The organism is Achromobacter sp. 01N37 (genome assembly GCF_056399725.1).
On record NZ_JBFTRX010000007.1, the window covers coordinates 122243 to 144662 of the forward strand.

Annotated in this window: 20 protein-coding genes; 18 read left to right on the plus strand and 2 right to left on the minus strand. The window is 64.2% G+C overall.

Annotated elements, in window-relative coordinates; translation table 11 throughout:
• Positions 1 to 13: 13 nt before the first annotated feature.
• Genes AC1DSJ_RS17440 through AC1DSJ_RS17450 form a run of 3 tightly spaced genes read left to right on the plus strand, consistent with a single transcriptional unit; the run spans position 14 to position 2657 of the window.
• The gene (locus AC1DSJ_RS17440; protein WP_441371872.1) at positions 14 to 853 is read left to right on the plus strand and encodes a CheR family methyltransferase; all 840 of its coding nucleotides are present in this window, start codon (positions 14 to 16) and stop codon (positions 851 to 853) included.
• Positions 850 to 1488, plus strand: a complete 639-nt coding sequence (locus AC1DSJ_RS17445) for a chemotaxis protein CheB (RefSeq protein WP_441371873.1) — start codon at positions 850 to 852, stop codon at positions 1486 to 1488. Before AC1DSJ_RS17440 ends, AC1DSJ_RS17445 begins: the two co-directional genes overlap by 4 nt.
• Positions 1489 to 1508: 20 nt before the next feature.
• The gene (locus AC1DSJ_RS17450; protein ID WP_175170194.1) at positions 1509 to 2657 is read left to right on the plus strand and encodes a hybrid sensor histidine kinase/response regulator; all 1149 of its coding nucleotides are present in this window, start codon (positions 1509 to 1511) and stop codon (positions 2655 to 2657) included.
• A 104-nt stretch (positions 2658 to 2761) separates the two neighbouring features.
• Here the strand turns inward: AC1DSJ_RS17450 and AC1DSJ_RS17455 are convergent, their stop codons facing one another.
• Both AC1DSJ_RS17455 and AC1DSJ_RS17460 read right to left on the minus strand, forming a co-directional pair.
• Positions 2762 to 4822 carry a DUF8189 domain-containing protein gene (locus AC1DSJ_RS17455; RefSeq protein ID WP_441371874.1) on the minus strand — a complete coding sequence of 687 codons (2061 nt, stop codon included), beginning with the start codon at positions 4820 to 4822 and terminating at the stop codon, positions 2762 to 2764.
• 246 nt (positions 4823 to 5068) lie between these two features.
• Positions 5069 to 5788, minus strand: a complete 720-nt coding sequence (locus AC1DSJ_RS17460) for a hypothetical protein (RefSeq protein WP_441371875.1) — start codon at positions 5786 to 5788, stop codon at positions 5069 to 5071.
• Between the two features lie 124 nt (positions 5789 to 5912).
• Between AC1DSJ_RS17460 and AC1DSJ_RS17465 the strand changes: the two genes are divergently transcribed.
• The 15 genes from AC1DSJ_RS17465 (at position 5913) to AC1DSJ_RS17535 (ending at position 22419) form a co-directional block, all read left to right on the plus strand.
• Positions 5913 to 6461, plus strand: coding sequence for a fimbrial protein (locus tag AC1DSJ_RS17465; protein ID WP_245636317.1), 549 nt, complete (start codon positions 5913 to 5915; stop codon positions 6459 to 6461).
• 286 nt (positions 6462 to 6747) lie between these two features.
• Positions 6748 to 8154, plus strand: a complete 1407-nt coding sequence (locus tag AC1DSJ_RS17470) for an amino acid permease (RefSeq protein WP_441371876.1) — start codon at positions 6748 to 6750, stop codon at positions 8152 to 8154.
• A 153-nt stretch (positions 8155 to 8307) separates the two neighbouring features.
• Entirely contained in the window at positions 8308 to 8715 is a 408-nt protein-coding gene (locus AC1DSJ_RS17475; RefSeq protein WP_342067285.1) for a hypothetical protein, read from the plus strand.
• A gap of 55 nt (positions 8716 to 8770) precedes the next feature.
• Positions 8771 to 9304: a fimbrial protein gene (locus tag AC1DSJ_RS17480; protein ID WP_054422889.1), complete on the plus strand. Its 534-nt coding sequence runs from the start codon at positions 8771 to 8773 to the stop codon at positions 9302 to 9304.
• A 237-nt stretch (positions 9305 to 9541) separates the two neighbouring features.
• Positions 9542 to 10072 carry a fimbrial protein gene (locus AC1DSJ_RS17485; RefSeq protein WP_054422888.1) on the plus strand — a complete coding sequence of 177 codons (531 nt, stop codon included), beginning with the start codon at positions 9542 to 9544 and terminating at the stop codon, positions 10070 to 10072.
• Between the two features lie 93 nt (positions 10073 to 10165).
• Positions 10166 to 10918 carry a fimbrial biogenesis chaperone gene (locus tag AC1DSJ_RS17490; protein ID WP_054422886.1) on the plus strand — a complete coding sequence of 251 codons (753 nt, stop codon included), beginning with the start codon at positions 10166 to 10168 and terminating at the stop codon, positions 10916 to 10918.
• A gap of 11 nt (positions 10919 to 10929) precedes the next feature.
• Positions 10930 to 13473 carry a fimbria/pilus outer membrane usher protein gene (locus AC1DSJ_RS17495; RefSeq protein WP_441371877.1) on the plus strand — a complete coding sequence of 848 codons (2544 nt, stop codon included), beginning with the start codon at positions 10930 to 10932 and terminating at the stop codon, positions 13471 to 13473.
• Positions 13464 to 14651, plus strand: a complete 1188-nt coding sequence (locus AC1DSJ_RS17500; RefSeq protein WP_175170188.1) for a fimbrial protein — start codon at positions 13464 to 13466, stop codon at positions 14649 to 14651. The genes AC1DSJ_RS17495 and AC1DSJ_RS17500 overlap by 10 nt, the downstream gene beginning before the upstream one ends.
• 56 nt (positions 14652 to 14707) lie before the next feature.
• The gene (locus AC1DSJ_RS17505) at positions 14708 to 15136 is read left to right on the plus strand and encodes an acyl carrier protein (protein WP_175170187.1); all 429 of its coding nucleotides are present in this window, start codon (positions 14708 to 14710) and stop codon (positions 15134 to 15136) included.
• A complete protein-coding gene (locus tag AC1DSJ_RS17510) occupies positions 15126 to 16346 on the plus strand; it encodes a beta-ketoacyl-[acyl-carrier-protein] synthase family protein (protein WP_054422882.1) in 1221 nt (406 codons plus the stop codon). The genes AC1DSJ_RS17505 and AC1DSJ_RS17510 overlap by 11 nt, the downstream gene beginning before the upstream one ends.
• A 308-nt stretch (positions 16347 to 16654) precedes the next feature.
• On the plus strand, positions 16655 to 17293 hold the full coding sequence (locus tag AC1DSJ_RS17515; RefSeq protein WP_054422880.1) for a response regulator: 639 nt from the start codon (positions 16655 to 16657) through the stop codon (positions 17291 to 17293).
• A gap of 121 nt (positions 17294 to 17414) precedes the next feature.
• On the plus strand, positions 17415 to 19049 hold the full coding sequence (locus tag AC1DSJ_RS17520) for a Na+/H+ antiporter (RefSeq protein ID WP_427948862.1): 1635 nt from the start codon (positions 17415 to 17417) through the stop codon (positions 19047 to 19049).
• Between the two features lie 97 nt (positions 19050 to 19146).
• Positions 19147 to 19419 (plus strand): YtcA family lipoprotein, encoded by a 273-nt coding sequence (locus AC1DSJ_RS17525; protein WP_441371878.1) that lies wholly within the window; start codon positions 19147 to 19149, stop codon positions 19417 to 19419.
• Positions 19420 to 19463: 44 nt separating this feature from the next.
• Positions 19464 to 20513 carry a multidrug transporter subunit MdtN gene (mdtN, locus tag AC1DSJ_RS17530; RefSeq protein WP_175170184.1) on the plus strand — a complete coding sequence of 350 codons (1050 nt, stop codon included), beginning with the start codon at positions 19464 to 19466 and terminating at the stop codon, positions 20511 to 20513.
• Positions 20497 to 22419, plus strand: a complete 1923-nt coding sequence (locus AC1DSJ_RS17535; protein ID WP_441371879.1) for an FUSC family protein — start codon at positions 20497 to 20499, stop codon at positions 22417 to 22419. Before mdtN ends, AC1DSJ_RS17535 begins: the two co-directional genes overlap by 17 nt.
• The last annotated feature ends 1 nt before the right edge of the window (position 22420 follow it).

The window sequence follows — 22420 nt, forward strand, 5'->3', positions numbered from 1 at the left end:
GTCGAGCACAGCCATGCCCCACAAGACCAAGGCGCATATCGCGGACATCGAGCAGCGGCTGCTGCTTGATGCGATCTATCACCAGTACCACTACGACTTTCGCGCGTATGCGCAGGCGTCGCTCAAGCGCCGCCTGCAAAGCGCGCTGACGCAGTTCAGCTGCAAGACGCTGTCGCAGCTGCAAGACCGCGTGCTGCATGAGCCCGCCGTGTTCACGGGCCTGCTGCAATACCTGACGGTGCAGGTCAGCGACATGTTCCGCGACCCCAGCTACTTTCTGGCGTTGCGCAACGAGGTCGTGCCCATCTTGCGCACCTATCCGTCCATCAAGGTGTGGGTGGCCGGGTGCAGCACCGGTGAAGAGGTCTATTCGCTGGCCATCCTGCTGCACGAGGAAGGCTTGCTGGACCGCACGTTGATCTACGCCACCGACATCAATCCGCACGCCTTGCGCGCGGCCGAGCAGGGCGTTTTTGACCTGGACCGGGTGGCGGCCTTTACCGAGAACCATGTGCGTGCGGGCGGGCGCAGCTCGCTGTCTGACTACTACACCGCCCGCTACGGCCGCGTGGTGTTCGACAAGGCCTTGCGCGAACACATGGTGTTTTCCGATCACAGCCTGGCCACCGACAGCGTGTTCGCGGAAGTGCATCTGATTTCGTGCCGCAACGTGCTGATTTATTTCGAGCGCGATTTGCAGAACCGCGCGCTTGGCCTGTTCCACGACGCGCTGGTGCATCGCGGCTTTCTGGGCCTGGGTTCGAAAGAGTCGTTGCGGTTCTCGGCGCAGGCGGAGCACTTTGACGACTTCGTGCTGGAAGACCGCGTCTATCGCAAGAAGGCCGGCCGATGAACGCGAGCGCGGCGAATGCACCCAACACGCCGGCTGGCGGCCCAGGAGGCCCCTACCAAGCGATCGTCATCGGCGGTTCGTCGGGGGCGATCGACGTGTTGAACGTACTGTTGCCGCGCCTGCCCGTGGGGCTGCGCGCGGCGGTGATCGTGCTGCTGCATTTGCCGCGCGACCGCCGCAGCCTGCTAGTCGATATTTTCCGCACGCGTTGCGCGCTGCCGGTGCAAGAGGCCGAAGACCAGCAGCTGATACAGCGCGGCCATCTGTATTTCGCGCCGCCGGACTACCACTTGTTGATCGATAACGGGCCGCGCCTGGCGCTGTCCGTGGATGCGCCGTTGCATTTTTCGCGGCCTTCGATTGACGTGTTGTTCGAGTCGGCCGCGGACGGCTACGGCGACAAGCTGGTGGGCGTGCTGCTGTCTGGCGCGAATGATGACGGCGCAGCCGGCCTGGCCGCCATCCATGCAGCAGGCGGCTACACCATCGTGCAGGACCCCGCCAGCGCGTCCATGCCCACCATGCCCGAAGCGGCGTTGGCGCGCTTTTCGGGCCAAACCCCGGCCCCCCACGTCCTGACGCCGGATGCCATTGCGGCCCGGTTCATTCAACTGCATGCGCAACGATTGTTGTGATCCCAACCTGTTTTGACGCCATGATCCTGACATCCGCCAAGCCCCTTGAAGACCGCATCAAATGCCTGCTGGTCGACGACGTCCCCGAGAATCTCGTTGCGCTGGAAGCGCTGCTGGGTAGCGATCGGGTCGAGGTGCTGAAAGCGCAGTCCGGCCCGCAAGCGCTGGAACTGTTGCTGACCCATGGTGATGTGGCGCTGGCGCTGCTGGATGTCCAGATGCCGGACATGAATGGCTTCGAACTGGCCGAACTGATCCGGGGCAGCGAACGCACCCGTCACATCCCGCTGATTTTCATTACGGCCGGCACGCGTGAACAGAATTGGCAATTCCGTGGCTACGAGAGTGGCGCGGTGGATTTTCTGTACAAGCCGATCGACCCGCACATGCTGAGCATGAAGGCGAACGTGTTTTTCGAGCTGCATGAACGCAAGCGCGCGCTGGCCCGGCAGCTGGAAGAGCGCACGGAAGCGTTGCGGGTGAACGAGATGTTCATGGCGGTGCTCAGCCACGATCTGCGCACGCCGTTGCAGTCCATCGTGATGGGCGCCGCGCTGTTGCAGCGCCAGAGCGACCCGGCGCGTGTCGCCAGCCTGGCCCAGCGCATGGCGCAAAGCGGCGAACGCATGACGGGCCTGATCGAAGATCTTCTCGACGTGACGCGTATCCGTCAGGCGGGCGGGCTGACGTTGTCGCCGGCTGAAACCAGCATGGAAGGGCTGGTTCAGCGCACGCTGGATGAAGTGCTGGCGGGCGCGCCCGACCGCGTGATCGAACCCATCTACGAAGGGGATCTGATCGGCACGTGGGATGGCAAGCGGCTGAGCCAGGTGCTGGCGAATCTGATGGGCAATGCTTTGCATCACGGAGATGCCGATCTGCCAATTCGCGTGGAAGTAGATGGTACGCAGCCGGGGCAGGTGGGTGTCACGGTCAGCAACGGCGGCACGATTCCGCCGGCCTTGCTGCCCCACCTGTTCAACCCGTTCCGGGGAGGCGAGCGCCGCCCCGATAGCCACAAGGGCCTGGGGCTGGGGCTGTTCATCGCGCAGCAGATCGTGCTGACCCACGGCGGCCGCATCAGCGCGGAATCCAAGGACGGCATCACGCGCTTTCGCGTGGAGCTGCCGCGCCAGGTGCCGGTGCTGGCGCCGCCGCGCGTCTTGTAGCGTTCAGTCGATGCCGGTGGCGCCTGTCCCGTAGTGTTCAGTCGATGCCGGTCGCGCCTGTCCGCGTCACCGGCACGCTGCGGGGCGACGCCGGCTGATCCCGCTTACTGCACCGTCGTTGGCGTGGCGGGCCGTGACACCTGCGTGGGCATGCGCTCGATGCTGAGCGTGCTGGGATCGGTCGTTGAAGGCCGCACCACCACGGTGTTGTTGGCGCCGTGCGAACCCAGGTTGGGCAGATCTGCCGGGCGGGCCGCCAGCGTGGCGAAGGGGCCGCCGCCTGTGGCCGGCACGCCATCCAGCGTGACTGCCGTGGCCCATGCGCCGCTGCGCCGCGACAGCACCTGATAGCGCTGCGGGCCGCCTGCGGTGCGCGCCACGATGTAGAGCGTGCCATCGATGATGTTGAGCGCGGGCGGCGAGGCGGCTTCGGCGTCCAGCCGCGACGGTTTGCCATGTTCAACCAGCCACAGGTGGCCATCCGCGCGTTCCAGCACGGCCAGCACCACGTTGCCCTGCGCATCGGCGTTGATGGCCGGGCGGCCGATGAAGGGCACGCCCAGGTCGGCGGCCTTGCTCCAGTCCATGTCCATATCCGTGGTGTCGCCCGCTTCCACCAGCTGGGTCAGGTGGTTGCTGCCGCGCTGGCGGAAGTAGAGTTCAACGCGATTTTCATGATTGCGAATGGCCGCCAGCCCGCCCGCCGTTTCGGGCGCGGGGACGCGACGCCAGGCATGCCATTCGGGCCGCTGGCCTTTGGCCGCGGGCAACTGGCGGGTGTAGAAGAGTTCGCCTTGGGTGGTGGAGGCAAAGATCACATAGCGCCCGTCGGCGCCGCGCGCCGCAGCCGGCGCGCCGGTGGCCCCTTCCAGCGGCGGCAAGTCTTGCCAGGTGCTCCAGCTGCCATCGATGCCGGACGGCGCAATCCAATGGAGCAGGCCGTCATAGCCTAAGGCCACAGCAGCGGCTTCGCCGCGCGGCGCCACGGCCGGAATCTGCGTCACGCGCAGGCCGCCCAGCGCTTGCCAGCCCTGCCAGGTGCCGTCGTGCCGTTGCTTGTTGGCCCAGACGCCGCCCAGCGGGTCGCGCGCCATCAGCCCGGCCGTGCCATCGGCATGGGTGAACGACACCAGCGGGCCGCTCGTGCGTCCGCCCAGGCTTTGCCAGCGTTGCTGGCCCGAGTCCCAGCGGTTGACGGCGGCATTGGTTTCGCCCGCGGCGAACACGACCAGGCCGCCGCGCCCATCCGGGTACAGCTGCGGGGCGATGTCCTGGCGCGACACGTAGTACGCGCGTTGCACCCAGGCGGCGGCGGGGCCGGCGGGTTCCTTGCAGCCGGTCGGGCCTGCGCAATAGTGGTAGTCGTTCCAGGCGTAGTGCTGGAAGATCACTGACTTGGTCTCAATTTCCGCTTCAGCCAGGTTGGTGGCGCGTTCCTGGCTGGGGTAATCGATGTAGCCGGTTTCGGCGTAGTTGCCGGGCGCGCGCACCATGGCTTCGCGCACCAGCCGCGCGCTGGCGATGTGGTCGGGGTGGCCGTGGCCGGCGCAACGCCAGCACAGCTGCGTATACGGCACGCTGATGGTGTCGTCCAGATGGCGCACCGTGGTCGGCCCGTATTGGCGGATCAATTCCGCCAGCGTGTCGATCAGTTGTTCGCGCGTGTAGACCTCGGGGTTGGGGCCTAGCGTATCCACGCTTTGCCCGGCTTCAGATTCGGTGCGCGACAGCGGCGTCAGGCTGCCCCAGCCCTTGCCCAGCCAGGGGTCTTTCAGGCGCATGTGCCAGAGCTGCACGCGCGGATTGCCCTGCAAGGTGAAGCGCGCAATGTGGCGGCCGTCGGCCATGCCCACGTCCGTTTTCCACAAGTCGGGCTTATGCGCCATATAGGCGTAGGCCGCGCGCACGCCGCGCTCACGGCCCAGCATGTACGTTTCGCCTTCACCGGCATCGCTGGCGGTCATGTAGACCACGCGCACGCATCCGCCCGCCTCGATGTTCGAGGCGATGTCCGGGTTCATGAATAGCAGGTCGTCGTCCAGGTGGGCGACGAAAGCCAGGTCTTTGATGCCGTGGCATTGCGCCAGCGTGGGCGGGGCGGCCAGCGCGGGCGAGCAGACTAGGGCGAAAACTGCACAGAGTAGGGCGCGTCCAAGGGGACGCATCAGGGCCGTCAACAAAGGCATAAGTGAGCGTCGCTTAAAAGGCGCGGCGCGGGAAAATGGAAGTGAAACGAGTATAGCGGCGGGGTGATGCAGCTTGATGAGCCGTGCGGCACAGGATGTTGGATAGGGTGTCCGGGTGCAATCGGTCCGTCACTTATTTTTTGCGGGTGCGCCAGCGCCGGGCGCGTGGCTCAACGCGCGGGGGAGCGCTACCCCCGCTGTCCCCGTCTGATTGCGATGGTGCCGTCAGACCGCGCGCCGCCACTGCCCCGATTCCGGGCACACCACCGCGCGCACGCCGTCCACCCACACCTGTTCGTCAGCCAACTGCTTCGCGGTGGCGGGGTCCACATCAAACGTCACGCCCAGCGCCTGCGCCACGCGGGCGTCTTCAATCGGAAGCTCCCAGGTCAGGAACCACTGCGACAGGTCTTCGTCTTCTGGAAAATCAGACGCCGTGTAGCCACTGGCGCCGCGGCGGATGACGGCGTGGGGCTGGCAGGTATCGAACAGCATGGCCACGCCGCGCGTGAGCGGGATGCGTTGGCCCGTGTGCGGAAAATGCACGTCCAGCCCCTTGTCGTCGGAGACGAACAGGTTGCAGAAGGCGGCGCTGCCGTATTGCTCGCCATCATGGTGATACCGCGCGCCCCGGCACGCCATCAAGGCGATGTCGCTTGCGGCCAGCAGGTCTTGCAGGCCGATCGATTGCGTCCAGGCTTGCATGGCGCGCAGGCAATCGTCGAATGCCGGCCAGCGAAAGCGCGTGCGGGCGAGCGGCATCTGTTCCACGTCGCCGGGTTCCAGCAGGGTTTGCGTGCGCGTCTCGCGTTCCCAATTCGCTACGACGCGGGCAGGGGGCGCGGGCGTGTCGATCACACCGTGCAAGACCGCGCCGCCGACGCTGCGGCTGCGCAGAACGTTGGCGCTCAAGTAGAAAGACGTGGAGGGCTGTGGGCTGAACATGCCGAAAAAATAGGACCAGTCCGAGGTTTCCGCGATTATGGCTTTTTTTTGGTTCGCATCCGATATCAAGCGCCGGGACGCATCGGTACACTCAGAAAAAATTTATCCATGCACTGAATAAACAATGAAAATGAATCTTGCAACGCCGCTCCTGATGATGGCGTTGAGCCTCACGGGCGCGACCGCTCACGCGCAAAGCTACGCACTGACCATGACGGGCCTGGTGACCAGCCCGTCGTGCGGGCTGACGGTTGACGCCATTGCCTTGGGCGACGTGCCGTTGTCGGAATTCACGTCGTCGAATGTGCCGGCCTCGCGGTACAGCAAGTCCTTCGACGTCAGATTGCAGAATTGCGAAGTCAGCTCCTTGTCGGCGGCCTCGTTGAAGTTCTCGGGCACGATCACCGGCAGCACGTCGATTCTGGCGCTGACGAATATGAATGGCGCGGGTGTGGCGGTAGGCATCGGCGTGCAAATCACCACGAACGATTCCCAGCATGGCAGCACCGGCACGCCCGTCAAATTTGATGGCTCTGAGTCGTATGCGTTCCGGCCGTCGTCGGGAAAGAGCAGCTATACCTTCCTGGCGAGCTATATCCGTTCACCGACGGCACCTTCACGCGCGCCCGGCACCGCCAACGCGACCGCAACGGTCACGCTGACGTACTCCTAATCACGCTCTCAAGCCGCGCGGCCTTTGCGCCGCGTGCGCCATTCAGCCAGCTCCGGCTGAAAGTCCCGCCCACGCGCCCCGTCCACGCGACCCGTCCTGGCTGATCCGCATTCGGCTCACGCCCGGCCCAGCTTCGTACTCGTCCGATTGAACGGGGGTACGGCGTCCTGCACACTTTCCCCATCGTATTTGCCCATGCCCGCCAGTGATCCTGCTGCGCGTGTCGAGCGCCGCCGCACGTTTTGCGCGTCTGTTTCGCGGCCTAGGCGCATCCTTCTCTTTTGCTATGAAAATCAACCAGATCATTCGCCGGGAATCCGGCCTGCCCGCAGTATTTACGCGCGGACAATTGGCGGCGATTGCGGTCGGCGCCGTCATTAGTTATGGCGTCGTGTCGGGCAGCGCATTTCCGCTGACGGTGGCCGGCCCCGCCGCGGTGCTGAGCTATGCAGCGGCCGCGCTGATCGCGCTGTTGTTGATGCGCTGCCTGTCAGACATGACGGCCGCCCATCCCACGCCGGGCGGTTTCGCGTCGTATGCCGAAGCGTTTCTGGGCCATCGCACCGGTTTTGTCGTGCGGGCCGCGTATGTCGTTTCCGTTGTGACGATCGTGGGAACCGAAATCGCCATGCTGGAGCGCGTGCTGGCCTGGTGGATGCCGCAGGTTCCACCTTCGCTGGTGGTCATTGCGTTGCTGGCCGGACTGAATCTTCTGCATTTGGCGGGCGCACGTGTGTTTGCCTGGGTCGAGTTCGCATTAAGCGCCGTAAAAGGGCTGGCGTTGCTTGCCCTGATCGTGATTGCGTGCGTCTACGCCTTCAATGCCGCGCCGCCCACGGTTGACGGCGCGCGCACCGCATCGTCCACGATTCTTGCGGGCATGACTGGCCCGCAGGTGTGGCAGGCGTTCACGATTGCAACGATGGGCTTTATCGGCCTTGAAGTGATGTCGATTGCGGGTGCCGAGACCCGTGTTCCGGCCCGTGTTCCGGCCCGGGCGCTGGGCCGCTCGATGCGGATGGCGGCGTGGTGGGTGGTGGTGCTGGTGGTGGCGGGCGTCGCCGCATCGGCATGGTTCCAGTGGCATGAGCCCGTCGCGCCCAACCTCACGCCGTTTGTGCAGTTGCTTGAACTGGCGAAGTTGCCGGGCGCGCAGCTGGCGTTCACTGTGTTGATGGCCGTGACCGTGGTGTCGGTACTGAATTGCCAGATCTATGGCGGTTCGCGCATGGTGTTCAGCATGGCCCGGGCGGGTCAGGCGCCCGCCGTGTTGGGGCGAGCCGGCAAGCTGCGCGCGCCCGTCACGGTCGTGGTGGGGGCGGCCATGCTGGTCTACGCCGCGCACCTGGTTTTTCCAGGCGTGGTGTATGTGGCCGCATCGTCCATGGCGATTACCAGCTTGCTGGCGATATGGATGGTGATCTTTCTGGCCTACATCCGCTTTCAGCGGCTTGGCGGCGAAGCGCGCGGGGCCAAGGGGGCGTGGCGCGGCATCGTGGGCGTTGTCGTGATGATGGCGATTGCGGTTTCAACGCTACAGATCGATGCCTTCGCGCCGGCCCTGTTCTATGGAATCCCGTTGTGGCTGTTGCTGTCATTGGCCGCCTTGTTATTACGCAACAAAACCGGGAATAGTCATCCCGATAATCTCGGCGGCAAACGCAAAAATATGAAAGATTTGGTTGAGATTTAGGACGGGTACGAGTCGGAAACGTTTGGGTCGGCATATTTCGTTCTGGACCGATATTAATCATTTTCCCCGCGGACTATTATCTTTTCACGCTCATAGATAGGGCGACGCAAGGCCAAAAGCCTTTTCGTGAAATTAATACATCGAGTAATTCGAATGAGCAAGTTAGGTATCTGGGTTGATTTTTCGCAGAAGATCGTGTGCACCGAACTGCGTCGGCAAGATCTGATTTCAGGATCGGATTGGGCCTATGACGCCAGCGACTGTGCACAGAAATTTTCGGCGATGTCTTACCAGGGATACCGCCTTTGGGCCGTGCCGTGTCTGCGATTGATGCGTAAGCATCCGGCGTTGACTCGCGTGCTGGCCACAGCCGTCCGGTGGATGGTGGCTGATATTAAATATCAGCGGGGTGTGAATAAAAAACCGCACGTAATGGGTTTGATTATTCGCCGGGGTATTTTCTGGCCCGCTAACTTGTTAATGGGTGGTTTAGTGGTCGTTGCGCGTGCCGACAGGTTCCTGCACGAACGCAACACCACGGGAATCGGCATCGGTGGTTAATCAGCGAATGTGTGTTTCTTTTACGACTCAACTAAAACTGGATTTTTCCAACATCATGACTAAGACTCTTCTCAACACTCTGTTGGCCGCCTCTTTTGTGGTTGCCGCTGGTGCCGCAACGGCTGCCGACACCGGCAACATCTCCTTCCAGGGCGACATCACGCAGTCGGCCTGCTCGATCGGCGGCGGTCAGCAAGGCGCCGACATGCTTGTGAAGATGGGCAGCATCTCGACGAACATGTTCAAGGCTGTGGGCGACAAGGGCCCGCAAACCGACTTCAAGATTTCGCTGCTGGGCTGCGACACCACCGTGTCCACGGCCGCCACGATCTCCTTCCGTCCGGGCGCTGGCAGCGTCATCAGCAGCCGTCTGCTGAGCCTGGAAAACGGCAGCGGCGCCCAAGGCGTCGCCGTCGGCCTGTCCGATGAGAACGGTACCGCCATCGAAGTCGGCGGCACCGGCCGCCAGTACAACCTGGTCTCGGGCACCAACAACTTCAACTTCAAGGCTTACTACGAAGCCACCGCTGCAACGGTGACGGCAGGTAAGGCCAACGCCCAAGCCGTGTTTGAAGTTCAGTACTCCTAAGCATGTGAAAGGGGTCTAGCGCCCCTTCTTGGCGGAACCGGAGGCTCTCTTCGGTTCCGCTCCCACCCGTACTGGGTGGGTGTCGGCCACGCAAAGCGGCGCCAAACACGGCGATCTCCCTATGGCGAGTCCGCTTCGTTTTACGCGAGGCCCGGCACAACTCCCCGAATTCCAATTGCATGCGCGCATCAGCTGTCGCTGAGCGGCAAGCGTGCGCGTCTGTATCGGCATACGACTATGAAATGCAACCTTAAATACTCCTTGGTCGCGGCGGCGCTGTGCCTGATGGCAGGCGCGGCTCAAGCCCAGCAGGCGACGGTGTCCGTCACGGGCAGAATCACCAACACCGCCTGCACCTTGTCCGTCGGCTCGGTGGCCATGGGCGACGTGCCCATCAGCGAGTTCGCGAGCAACGCCGTGCCCTCCGCGGCCTACCAGAAGAATTTCAACGTCACGCTAGGCGGCTGCTTGCTCAGCACCTTGAACGCGGCGTCGCTGAAGTTCAAGGGCACCACCATCAACGATGCCTCTACGCTGGCGCTGGCCTCGGGTACGGGCGCGGCGTCGGGCTTTGGCGTGAGGATGTTCGCAACCGACACCACCCACGGCGCGGCAATGGTCAATTTCAACGAAGCCTCGACCCACAACTTCAACATTTCGTCGGGCAAGAGCACCTACCAATTCACCGCGTACTACTACAAGTACGGCACGACTGCGAAGCCCGGCACCGCCAATGCTTCCGCCACGGTGACGCTCACTTACTCCTGATTTTTCTTCGTCATCCCGGCGCCGTTCGGGATGACGCTTTCCCCTGCACTAATCGTTTGCGCGCCGCAGCGCTTGAACCTGCCGGACATAGCCATGACTCTACTCTTCAAACGCCTCCTTCCCGCGTGCGTCGCCGCTTCCTGCGTGCTTGCCGGCAGCGCCGCTCACGCAGCCATTCAGTTGTCCAGCACTCGCGCGATCATGAACGAGAAAGACCGCAACGTTGCGGTCTTCGCCAAGAATCTGACGGCCACGCCGTTCGTGGTGCAGGCCTGGATCGATGGCGAAAAAGAAGAGATGGAAACGCCGTTTTTCATCACGCCGCCGCTGAGCCGCTTTGACGGGTCTTCCGAGCGCAGCCTGAACATCACGCGCGTGGGCGACGATATGCCCAAGGACCGCGAGTCGTATTACTGGATCAATGTGCTGGAGATTCCGCAAAAGAGCGAGTCGAAGGACAACAGCCTGACGCTGGCGACGCGCACGCGCATCAAACTTTTCTACCGCCCCGCCGCCATCGACAAGATGCCGCGCGGCGCCGAGCAATCGAAGTGGTCGATCGCGCGCGACGGCAAGAGCTGCCGCCTGGCGGTTGACAACACGTCGGCCTACAACATCAACTTTGCTCGCGTCGATGTGCCCGGCGAGCCGGAAGGCCTGGGCAAGACCGTCGTCGCCAAGCCGCTGGCAACCACCTACATCCCGCTGGGCAAGTGCCCGGCAGGCGCCGTGTCCGTGACGCCGCAGGTCGTCAATGATTACGGCGTCATCGAAGCGTGGCCGACGGTCTCCGCAGGCGAGCGCGGCGCAGAGGCCGTGCAAGCAACGGTCGGAGGCCAGAAGTGATACCTAGGCGTATGCCATGCCGTCCCGTTGCACTGGGCATGGGGGCCATCCTGGGCCTTGCGAGTACTCAGCTCATCTGGTCCGCCGAACTGGCGCCGTCGCCGGTTTCGGCCGCAGCGCAGGAGCAAACCCAGGAGCAAACCCAGGCGCCTGCGGCGTTCGACAATAGCTTTTTGCATCGCGGCAGCAGTCAGCCCAGCGTTGACCTGTCGGTGTTCGCGTTTTCGAACCGCGTGCTGCCGGGATTGAAGTCGGTGTCGGTGCGCCTGAACGGCCAGTTCCTGGGCGTGAGAGATGTGGATTTCGTGCAGGTTGACGACAAGGAAGACGCGCAACCGTGTCTGCCCGTGCCGTTCCTGGAAGACATCGGCGTGAACATGCTGGCGTTCCCGAAGTTGGCGCAAGACAAGGACGTGCAATGCACCAAGACGCTGGAGTTCATTGCGTCGTCCTCGGCGGCGTTTGACGCCGACAAGAACGTGCTGACGCTGTCGATTCCGCAAGCCGCGCTGGTGCGCCAGGCGCGTGGCGTCGTGTCCCCTGACTTGTGGGATGTGGGCGAGACCGCGTTCTGGTCGTCCTACCGTTTGTCGTACAACGACATGCGCAGCTCGGGCGGCCGAAGCAATTCCAGCGGCCACTCCAGCTTTCTGAGCCTGCGCAATGGCTTCAATCTGGACGCCTGGCGCCTGCGCGCCAACGGCACGTTCTATGACAACGATGGCAGTTCCAAATGGGACTGGAGCGACTTCTATGCGGAGCGCGATGTGGCTGCCTGGCGCGGCTGGCTGCGCCTGGGCGATAGCTCGACCTCTGGCAACGTCTTCACGTCGACGCGCTTTCGCGGCGTGCAGTTGCGCTCTGATGAAGGCATGCTGCCGGACAGCATGCGCGGCTACGCGCCCATCGTGCGCGGCGTGGCGCCCAGCAATGCCAAGGTGACGGTGCGCCAGAACGGTCATGTGATCTATTCCACCTTCGTGGCGGCCGGTCCGTTTGTGATTGACGACCTGTATTCGACACCGGGCGCGGGCGACCTTGAAGTGGAAATCGAGGAACTGGGCGGCCGCACGACGCGGTTCTTCCAGCCGTTCTCGGCCTTGCCCGCGATGATGCGCGAAGGCATCTGGAACTACAACTTTGCGGTGGGCCAGTACCGGCCCACCTATGGCGACGCCAAGCCGATGCTGGGCCAGGCCACGCTGGCCTATGGCTTGCCCTTCGGCTTCACGGCCTATGGCGGCTGGACCAGCGCGGCTGACGGCTACCACGCAGGCGCGATTGGCCTGGCCCTGAACATGCAATCGCTGGGCGCGGTGTCGGTGGACACCACCAATTCGCGTTCGCGTCAGCGCGACGGCAAGACGCTGGTCGGCACGGCGGCGCGCATCCAATATGCGAAGTCGTTCCCGGGCAGCGGCACGGACTTCACGCTGGCGGGCTACCGCTATAACTCAACCGGCTATCGCAGCCTGGAAGACGCCGTGCGCGACCGCACGGAAGGCGACCTGTTCCAGGGCTATCAGCGCCAGCACGAGTATCAGTTGTCGTTGTCGCAACGCTTGGGCAATGTGGGCTCTTTGTCGTTCAACTACTACGGCATCGGCTATCGGAATGCGCCGCGCAAGGCCGAGTACATGCAGATGGGGTTCTCAAGCGCGATCGGCCGAGTCGGCTATTCGCTGAACCTGGGCAGGAACAAAAGCCCCTGGCAGGACAGCCAGACCACCATCATGTTGACGCTGAGCCTGCCGCTGGGCGGCACGAACACGGGCAGCTATGCCATGAACCACAGCTCGGGCCAGGGCACCAGCCACGACGTCAACCTGAACGGCGCATTGACGGACGATTACGCGGCCACCTATGCCTTGCAAACGGGCGTGACGAGCGGCGGCACCGATAGCGGCGGCCATGCTTATGGGTCGCTGGGTTATGCCTCGTCCATCGGCCAGGCCAACCTGAGCCATGCGTATTCGCGCAACAACTCCAGCACCAACGTCGATTTCAGCGGCGCCTTGGTGGTGGACCGCAAGGGGGTGCTGCTGGGCCAATCGTTGGGCGAAACCGCCGTGGTGGTGGACGTGCCGGGCGCGGCCGGGGTGCAAGTGGACTCCTATCCGGGCGTGCGCACCGACGGCTCGGGCCGTGCCTTGATTCCCTACGCCAGCCCGTACCGTGAAAACCGTATTTCGCTGACACCGAACCATGACGATATGACGGCGACGATTCAAGAGAACGTGCAGACCGTGGTGCCGACACGTGGGGCCATCGTCGTGGCGCATTTCAATACGGAACTGGGGCGCACGCTGCTGGCGACGTTGCGCGGCGCGGACGGGGCGGAAGTGCCGTTCGGCGCGGCGATCTACAACGTTGACGGCGAGCAGCGCGGAGTGGTCGGACCGGTGGGGCGTGCGTGGCTGACCGGCCTGCAAGGTGCGAACCGCTTCATCGTGAAATGGGGCGCCAACCAGGAACGGCAGTGCGCGTTTGACATTGATGTGTCGGGCGAAGAACTGAAGACCGACGAAGTGAAAAAGGAACTGACATGCGCATGATCGGACTGTCGCGCACTATCGTGAAAAGTCGGGGCGGCGTGCGGAGGCCTGTGTTGCCCGCCCGAGCGTTGCCCGCCGTAGCGGCCACCTTCGCCCTGGTGGCTTGTCTGGGCGGCATCACCGGGACCGCCTACGCCGGTCCGCTGGACACGCGCGCCGTGTCGTGCACCGTGAACAGCGGGGGCACGACAAGCAAGGGCAATCAGTATTACGCGTACTCCTCGACGGCCAACGTGTATTCCCTCAGCCCGACACGCACCGTCCAACCCATGCCCGCGCCGGGTACGACCGGCAGCGTGCTGTTTTCGACGGTGGAGCGCGTGCTGCCTCAGTATGAAGGCGCGTCGCAAGGCTATGCGGCGCCGTTGTACAACTGCCCGCCCGGCACCCAGGAATATTTCCGGGGCAACGGCAGCTACGATTCCTATTCCAGAAGCTATGCGACTGGCTTGCAAGGTATCGGATATCGCGTCTATTACTACATCGGCAATGGCGAGGAGTTGGCCGCGCCGCAGACATTTGACAATACCTATGCGACGGGCGCGTTGGTGTTCCCGATGTCGTCAAGCGCACGCGGCACCTACCGCACGCGTATCGATTTCGTGGCGACGGGCGCCACGATCAAGCCGGGCGTCATTGTTGGAAGCAACATCTTTGGCCAGGCCTCGGTGTCTGCCGGCTCAGCGCCGGCGGGCTTGTATCGCGTGGGCATGAGCGGCAATATTACCGTCACCGCCCCGACCTGCCAGATCAAGAATCCGCAAAGCCAGACGATCGCGCTGGGTAACGTTACCGCCACTGCCATGAATAGCGGAGCGGGCGAAAACGCCTTGTATACCAGCGAATTGCAGGTGGATTGCGGCATGAGCAGTCAGGCGTCGCCCACGGTCAAGTTGACGACGAACTATGCGGCCAATGGCTCGCCCGACACGGTCTCGAACCAGGCCCAAAACGGCGCGCAGGGCGTGGGCGTCAGGTTGTGGCTGTGGAACCCGGGTTTGAACAACTTTGAACGGGCGGCGTTCAACAGCACCTTGCCCAATCGCGGTACGCTCATCAGCTCAACGCCAAATTCCACGTGGTCGTACAAACTGGGCGCGTCTTATCTGCGCACAGGGGGCACGGTCACGGCGGGGTCGGTGTTGTCGACGGCGACCATCACTTTTACCTATAGTTAACGCCGCCGCCCGGGCGCTTTGGGCAGAAGATCAACCCCATCTTTCATGGTGCGTTAATGCGAGCCAAGTTCGAATCTGATATCCCTCCCTTGCCCGAAGACCCCGAATTCCGGGAGAAACTGGCGACCATTGTTTCTTCCATCGGCCGGTGCGATCGTGACGCGTTGCTGGAAGGGAAATCCTTCGCAACCGTGATGAGCGATTTTGATTCGATCATGGTGCTTGAGATCCTGCTGGAAATCGAAACGGAATTTCACATCACTACGGACGACATGCTGCCGACCGACGGGGCATACAAGCCGCAGGAAATCACGAACGCGTTTCCGCAAGACCTGGACGGGTTGATGGCCTACATGCGCACGGTCGTCGTTCGGGTTGCCGAGGAAAAAGTGGCGGCAAAGGAAGCGGCACGGCTGGCGGCCTTGGCCGCGACCGACGCGCCCACGCCGCAACCCCCTGAAAAGGCTGATAAAGATGCAACGTAGAAGAGTCTTCATCACGGCGGTTGGCATGGCCACGCCGCTGGGCGACACGGCGGATAAAACGTTCGACGCGCTGATGGCGGGAAAATGCGGCGTGGGTAAGCATCCCGACGCCGCCATCGACAAGCAGGTCGGCTTCATCCGCGAACCGCTGGACGTGGATGCCTCGCCCAGCCAGTTGCGGTCGATGGACCGCGTGGCGCTGGTGGCGCAGTACGCCGCCGATCAGGCGCTGGCCGCCGCCGCGCTCAGCGCCGAACAGAAAAAGCAATGCGGCGTGTTTGTGGGAACGGGGATCGGCGGCGTGTCGTCCTTGTCGGAAGCCATCGAGATCCATCACGGCCTGGCGCCCCGGCGCACGTTTCTGGTGGTGCCGTCGGTGATGCCCAATGCCGCCACCGCGCAAATCGCGCAGACGCTCAAGACCACGACCGAGGCGCAGACCTACGCCACCGCCTGTTCCGCCGGGGCCGTGGCCATCGGGGAAGCTTTTCGCCGCATCCGCGACGGCTATCTGGACGTGGCCATCGCGGGCGGAACCGAATCCATGTTGACGGAAACCATCGTCACGGCCTGGAAGCAGCTGCATGTGCTGAGCGCGGAACTGTCCGAAGACGGCAGCGTCGGGGGCTGCCGGCCGTTCAGCGCGCGCCGCTCGGGCTTCGTGCTCGCCGAAGGCGCGGCCATGCTGGTGCTGGAATCGGAAGCGCATGCGCGCGCGCGCAACGCGGTGGTGATCGCCGAACTGGTGGGCTACGGCGTCAGCAACGACGGCACGCATCCGCTGCGGCCCGACGACGAAGGGCAGGCCCTGGCCATGTCGCGGTGCTTGTCAGACGCCGGCCTGACGCCCGAGGACATCGGGTACATCAACGCGCACGGCACGGGCACCTACGTGGGCGACCGCATCGAAACCTCGGCCATCAAGCGCGTCTTTGGTGAGCGCGCCGGGTTGGTTCCGGTCAGCAGCATCAAGGGGGCGCTGGGGCACACGATCGGCGCGGCGGGCGCCATCGAGGCCGCCGTCACCGCGATGTCGTTGCGCCAGGCCCAGGTGCCGCCGACCTTGTTCTTCGAACCCGGCGATGAGCAGTGCGATCTGGACTATGTGCCAGGCGCGGCACGGCCGCTGCCGGGGCTTCAGGCGGCGCTGAGCAACTCGTTCGGCATGGGTGGCAACAACGCCGTCCTGGCCTTCAAAAAAGCAAGCTGATGCGCCTGCCGGAGCGTCAGTTGCATGGGAAACCGCGCCCGCATCGCGGGATAAGCATGGAGTTTTGATCAGTCCCATGCGTCAGGCGGGCGTCTTCGGTCGAGTCCGATTGCCCCGCCGTCTGAACCTGGATAGCCTCACTGTCAATCCTTAGCCAAAACATAAAGGACACAGATGAGACACCTCCTGCGTATTCCGTTCGTCAAGCACGACCTTCGCCGTCGTCATCGCGTTGCCCTTGCGCGCAAGCCGGGCATTGCGCGCGGCGGCAGGCGTGGCTTCTTCAACGGTTTAAGGTGAGGGACGCCGTGCGAGACGTCATTCGCGTTGTCTTGGCCGACGGGCACCCCATTTGCGTCAAGGGCGTGCAAATCGAGATATCCGTGGCCGATATTGCCCAGGTTGTCGCCTGCGCCTTCAATTCCACCGAGCTGTTCGACATTCTGGACACGCACCACTGTGACGTGCTTGTCAGCGACTACGTCATGTCGGGGGCGGATTTTGGTGATGGTCTGAGCATGTTCGCGCGGATACAGGAGCGCTATCCCCGCCTAAAACTGGTGGTGCTGACGTCGCTTGATAATCGCATCGTGTTGCAGGCGCTGGAAGCGCTGGGGGTGCGCGCCATCGTCAGCAAGGGTGACATGCCCGAGCATTTGCGCCGGGCCTTGTACGCCGCATGGTGTGGCGAGCCGTACCGCTCGCCGCGCATCCAGGCGGCGTTGGAATCGGATACCGCCGCTGAGCATGAAGACCCGCTGACCCGGTGCGAAGTTGAAGTGGTGCGCCTGTTCCTGTCGGGCTTCTCGCTTGGAGAGATCGCCCAGAAATTCCATCGCAGCAAGCAGACGGTCAGCGCGCAAAAGCGGGCGGCCATGCGCAAGCTGGACGTACACAGCGATATGGATCTGGTGCGTTACGGGCTGAGAAGCGGGCTGGCGGCGTGAGGGATCGGCGCCCGTTCTGATCTTGATGTTGCATTTCAACAATTGGGATTGCGCGTCCTCTGGCGCGAGGGTAAGGTCGCAACGTAGGATTTATCCGATGTTGGGCTTACAGGGGTGATCGTTGGGGACTTTCACGGTAGTGGTGGCGATGCTGGTCGCCGTTTTGCTCAGCGGCGTGATCGTCCGGCTGATTCCCCTTGCCATTCCCTTGCCGTTTGTGCAGATCGCGCTGGGCTTTCTGATCGCCGCCGTGTTTCAGCGCGGCGTACTGATCGAACCCGATATCTTCTTCCTGCTGTTCCTGCCGCCCTTGCTGTTCCTGGATGGCTGGCGGGTGTCGAAGCTGGCGGTGATTCGCGAATCGTCCTCGATCTTGCAGCTGGCGTTCGGCCTGGTATTTCTGACGGTGATTGGCGTGGGTTACCTGATCCACTGGATGATTCCCGACGTGCCGCTGCCGGTTGCATTCGCCATTGCCGCCATTGTGTCGCCCACGGACCCCGTGGCGGTCGAGGCGATCTCGCGCCGCGTCCACATTCCCCGCCGCATGATGGCGATTCTGGAAGGCGAGGCGCTGTTCAACGATGCAAGCGGCCTGGTTGCGTTCCGCTTCGCCGTGGCGGCAGCCGCCACCGGCACGTTTTCGCTGTCGGAAGCGGCGCTGTCGTTTCTCTGGGTGTCCATCGCGGGCCTGTCGATTGGCGCGGGGCTGACGTGGCTGATCATGCAGGTGCGCAGGTTCATCACCAAGCGGCTGGGCGAAGAGCCGGGCTCGGAAGTGTTGCTGAGCCTGCTGACGCCGTTCTTCGTGTATTTCGTGGCCGAACACGCCAACGCTTCCGGCATCCTGGCGGCCGTGGCGGCCGGGGTCATGATGAGCTATTCCGAGCTGTCCGGCCGGGCGCTAGCCGCCACGCGCATGGAACGCCGCGCCGTTTGGGACATGGTGCAGTTCACGCTGAACGGCATGATTTTCGTGCTGCTGGGCGAACAGTTCCCGACCATTCTGGCCGGATTGTCGCGTGCCGCGGGCGAGGCGGGCGGGCTGTCCCTGTACTGGTTGCCGGTGTACGGGCTGGCGGTGTGCCTGGGCCTGATCCTGTTCCGCTTGCTGTGGGTGACGGTGTCGCTCAAGCTCAGCGCGATGGCGGCGCGGCGGCGCGGGACTGAACCGCCCGAGGTGGGCATTCGGGTGATTCTTGCGGTGTCCGTGGCGGGCGTTCGTGGCGCGGTTACGCTGGCGGGCGTCATGACGCTGCCGTTCGCGCTGGATAGCGGCGCGCCGTTTCCCGCACGCGATCTGGCGGTGTCACTGGCGGCCATGGTCATTGTGTTTTCATTGCTGCTGGCCAGCCTGACCTTGCCCAGCCTGATGCGCGGCCTGCACTTTCCCGCCAACAGCCGTGTGCAACGCGAAGCGTCTTTGGCGCAGGAAGCCATATTGCAGGCCGCGCTGGACAGCGTGGCCGCGGGCGCCAAGCGCCGGGTTGCGGAACATCCCGACGAGGCCGCTCTGTATCTGGAAGTGGCCGACAGCCTGACCGCCACCTTGCGCCGCCAGGCGGGCGAGGCGCCGGACGGCACCTCCGCCGAACAGGTCGCCAAACAAGCCGCCATTGAACGGCAGTTGCGGCTGGAGGCGATAGCGGCCTCGCGCGATGCCGTCTTCCACCTGGCGCGCACCCACCGTATTTCCGATTCACTGGCGCGCGAGCATGCGCGTTTGCTGGACCTGCACGAAGCGCATTTGCGTTAGAGGGCGTGYGCCCCTGGCCGCGTGTCAGGGTGACGGCGCGTGCGCTACTGAACGCTTTCCACCGGCTCGATGACTTTGAAGGGTGAAGAAAAAGAACATGGCTAGCTTTCCGATGCATTGGCCCGCCGTCATCGCCGCCGTCCTGCTATCAGGCTGCGCTCCACGCAGCGCGCCGTACGTGACGGTGTTCGATTCCTATTTTCCGGCCTGGATACTGTGCGCCGTGATCGGCGTTGTGGGCGCATCGCTGGTGCGGGTGCTGCTGGTGCGTTGGGGTATTGACGACGTGATGCCATTACGCGTGCTGGTGTACCTGAGCCTGGCCGCCGCGCTGATGTTCCTGAGTTCGCTTCTGTTTTTCACCCGCTGACTTTCACCCGTTGACTTTCACCCGCTGACTTTCACCTGCTGACCATGCCGACCTTCAAGTCCTCTTCCAACAAGCGGCGCATCGCGGTGGTGATGGCCGTGCTGATCGTGGTGCTGGCCGTGGCGGCCGGGCTGGCGTATGTGATGCGGATGGAAGCCAAGCCGCTATCCGAAGATGCGGTGCTGACGACCGACGTGGCGCGCGTGGCCGCCGCCGTTCCGGGCCGCGTCGTGGCGCTGAACGTGCGCGAGAACAGCCAGGTCACCCGTGGCCAGGTGCTGTTTGCGATCGACCCGGAGTTCTATCGCTTGCAGGTTGAGCAGGCCGCCGCAGGCTTGCGCATGGCGGAAGCGGCGCTGAGCTCGCGCGGCCGGTCGGTGCAAGCCGAGCAGTCCAACGCCACCATCGCGGCCGAACAGATTGCTCGGGCGCGCGCCAATGCGGCGCTGGCGGCGCAGACGTGGGAACGGCTGAATGCGCTGCTACCCAAGGGCTACGTAACGCGCCAGCAGGTAGACGAAGCGGCCACGCTCAAGCGCAATGCCGAGACCAGCCTGAAGGAAGCGCAGGCGCAGCTGGCGGCCGCGCAGGCGCTGGTCGGCGACGCCGAGGGCGCGCAAGCGCTGGTGGCCGAACGGCGCGCGGCGCTGGCCATTGCCGAACGCCAGCTGCGCGAAACCGAAGTCAAGGCGCCGTTCGATGGCCGGGTCGCCGGCTTGTCGATCACCGAGGGCGATTACATGGTGCCGGCGCAGTCTGCGTTTTCACTGATCGACACGACGCGCTGGTTTGCCACGGCCACGTTTCTGGAAACCGAGTTGCCCGCCATCCAGCCCGGCGATTGCGCCACGGTGTACGTGGCCGCTGACCGGCGGCTGGGCTTGAAGGGCGTGGTGGAATCCACCGGCTGGGGCGTCAGCGCCGAAGACCTGATCAACCTGCCGCGCCGCTTGCCCTATGTGCCCAAGTCCTTGAACTGGGTGCGCGTGGGCCAGCGCTTTCCCGTCCGCGTGAAGCTGGATAACCCGCCCGCCGAACTGATGCGCGTGGGCGCGTCGGCCGTCGTCTTGGTCGATCATGAAAAGCGGTGTTGACGCCGCCTGGCTGAGCCAGCTCGCGCCCTTTCCAGGCCGGGCGGCGATGGCTTGGCGGATTGCGCTGGTCTGCGCGTTGACGGCCATGGTCGCCATGACCTACGGCATTCCCGAGTCGGCCATCAGCTGCTACCTGGTGTTCTTCGTGATGAAGCCGGACGCGGCCGAAAGCTCGGTGCTGGCGGTGGCGCTGTCGGTGCTGGTGATGCTTGTCGTCGGCGTGCTGCTTCTGCTGACCAACCTGACGCTGGCGCAGCCGGCCATGCGCATTGTGGCGCTGGCGGTGTCGTCGCTATTGCTGTTGTTCCTGGCCTCAGCCAGCAAGCTGGGGCCGCTTGGCGGCATCATCGCGCTGGTGCTGGCGTTTGGCTTGACGCTGCTGAGCTACGTGCCGGTTGGCGAAGCGGCCACGCGGGGCATCCTGTATGCGTGGCTGATGGCGACGATGCCGATGGCGCTGGTGCTGATCGTCAGCATCACGATCGGCCGGCGGCCGCTGACGTTGCTGCGCACGACGGTTGGCGACCGGCTGGACGCCGTTGCCACGTATCTGGAAAGCGGCGGACGCGCGGGCCGCGCGCGTCTTCGCGAGATGCTGGGCGAAGGGCAAGAGGAATCCATGAAGCGCTGGGGGCTGCTGCGCGGGCTGGCGCTGGCGCGGCGCGATGAAACGCGTCGTTTGGGAATGGCGTTGCAAGAGTCCTACCGGCTGCTTTTCGCCGCGCTGGCGATGCGTGGCGGCGGGCAGGATGCGCTAGCCGCTCGTGCGCGCGAGGCCGGGCAGGCCCTGGCCGCGGGCCGCGCTGCGCCGGCCGCCGCCGTTCCTCCTACGCATTCCCCGACGCACCCCCCGGTGCACGACTCCACGCAACCCCCCACGCAACCCCCCACGCAACCCCCCACGCACCTTCCCACGCACCCCCCGGTGCCCGACTCCACGCACAGCCCCACGCAACCCGCCGCAGCCCGGCAAGCGTGGCGCGCGCTGTCGGCAATGGGGGGCGACGCCTCCACCATGCCCGCTCCGCAGCCCGCCGAACCGTTCATGGCGCCCGATGCGTTCAGCAATCCGGAACACGTGCGTTACGCCATCAAGACCACGGCCGCCGCGCTGATCTGCTACCTGATCTACTCCGCGCTGGATTGGCAAGACATCCACACCGCGATGATCACGTGCTACGTCGCCGCCTTGGGTTCCGTGGCGGAAACCACGCAAAAGCTGATGCTGCGCATCATCGGCTGCCTGATCGGCGCGGCGATGGGCGTGGGCGCCATTCTGTTTTTGATCCCGCACATGAGCAGCGTGGGCAGCTTGATGGTGCTGGTATTCGCCGGCGCGTTCGTGGCGGCTTGGGTGGCGGTGGGCTCGGAGCGCGTGTCGTATGCGGGCGTGCAGATTGCGCTGGCATTCATGATGACGGTGTTGCAGGGCTTCGGCCCCAGCATCGATATGTCTGTCGCCATGGACCGCGTGATCGGCATCTTGCTGGGCAACGTGGTGCTGTACCTGGTGTTCACGCAGTTGTGGCCCGTTAGCGTCGGCCACCGGGTGCGCGAAGATCTTGGGCGTGCGCTGGAGGGCTTGGCGAAGTTGGCGCGGCTGGGCGAGGGCGGGCGCGACCGGGCAGTGGCGCAGGCCAGCGCCGTGGCCGGGCAACTGGCGGGCATCCGGCGCGCGCTGGGGCTGGCCACGCTGGAACCCCGAACGCTGCGGCTGGATAGCGCCCGCTTGCGGGAATTGATCGCGGTCACGCAGTCGGTGCAGGCGCTGTGCATGCGCTTGCTGATCGACGCGCCTGAGCCGGACGAGGCGCTTGCCGCACGCCTGGAGGCTATGGCGCACGCGGTGCGCAATGATGAGCCAGGAAGCGTCAAGCAGGTGAACCAACTGATGGAAGGGCAATAGG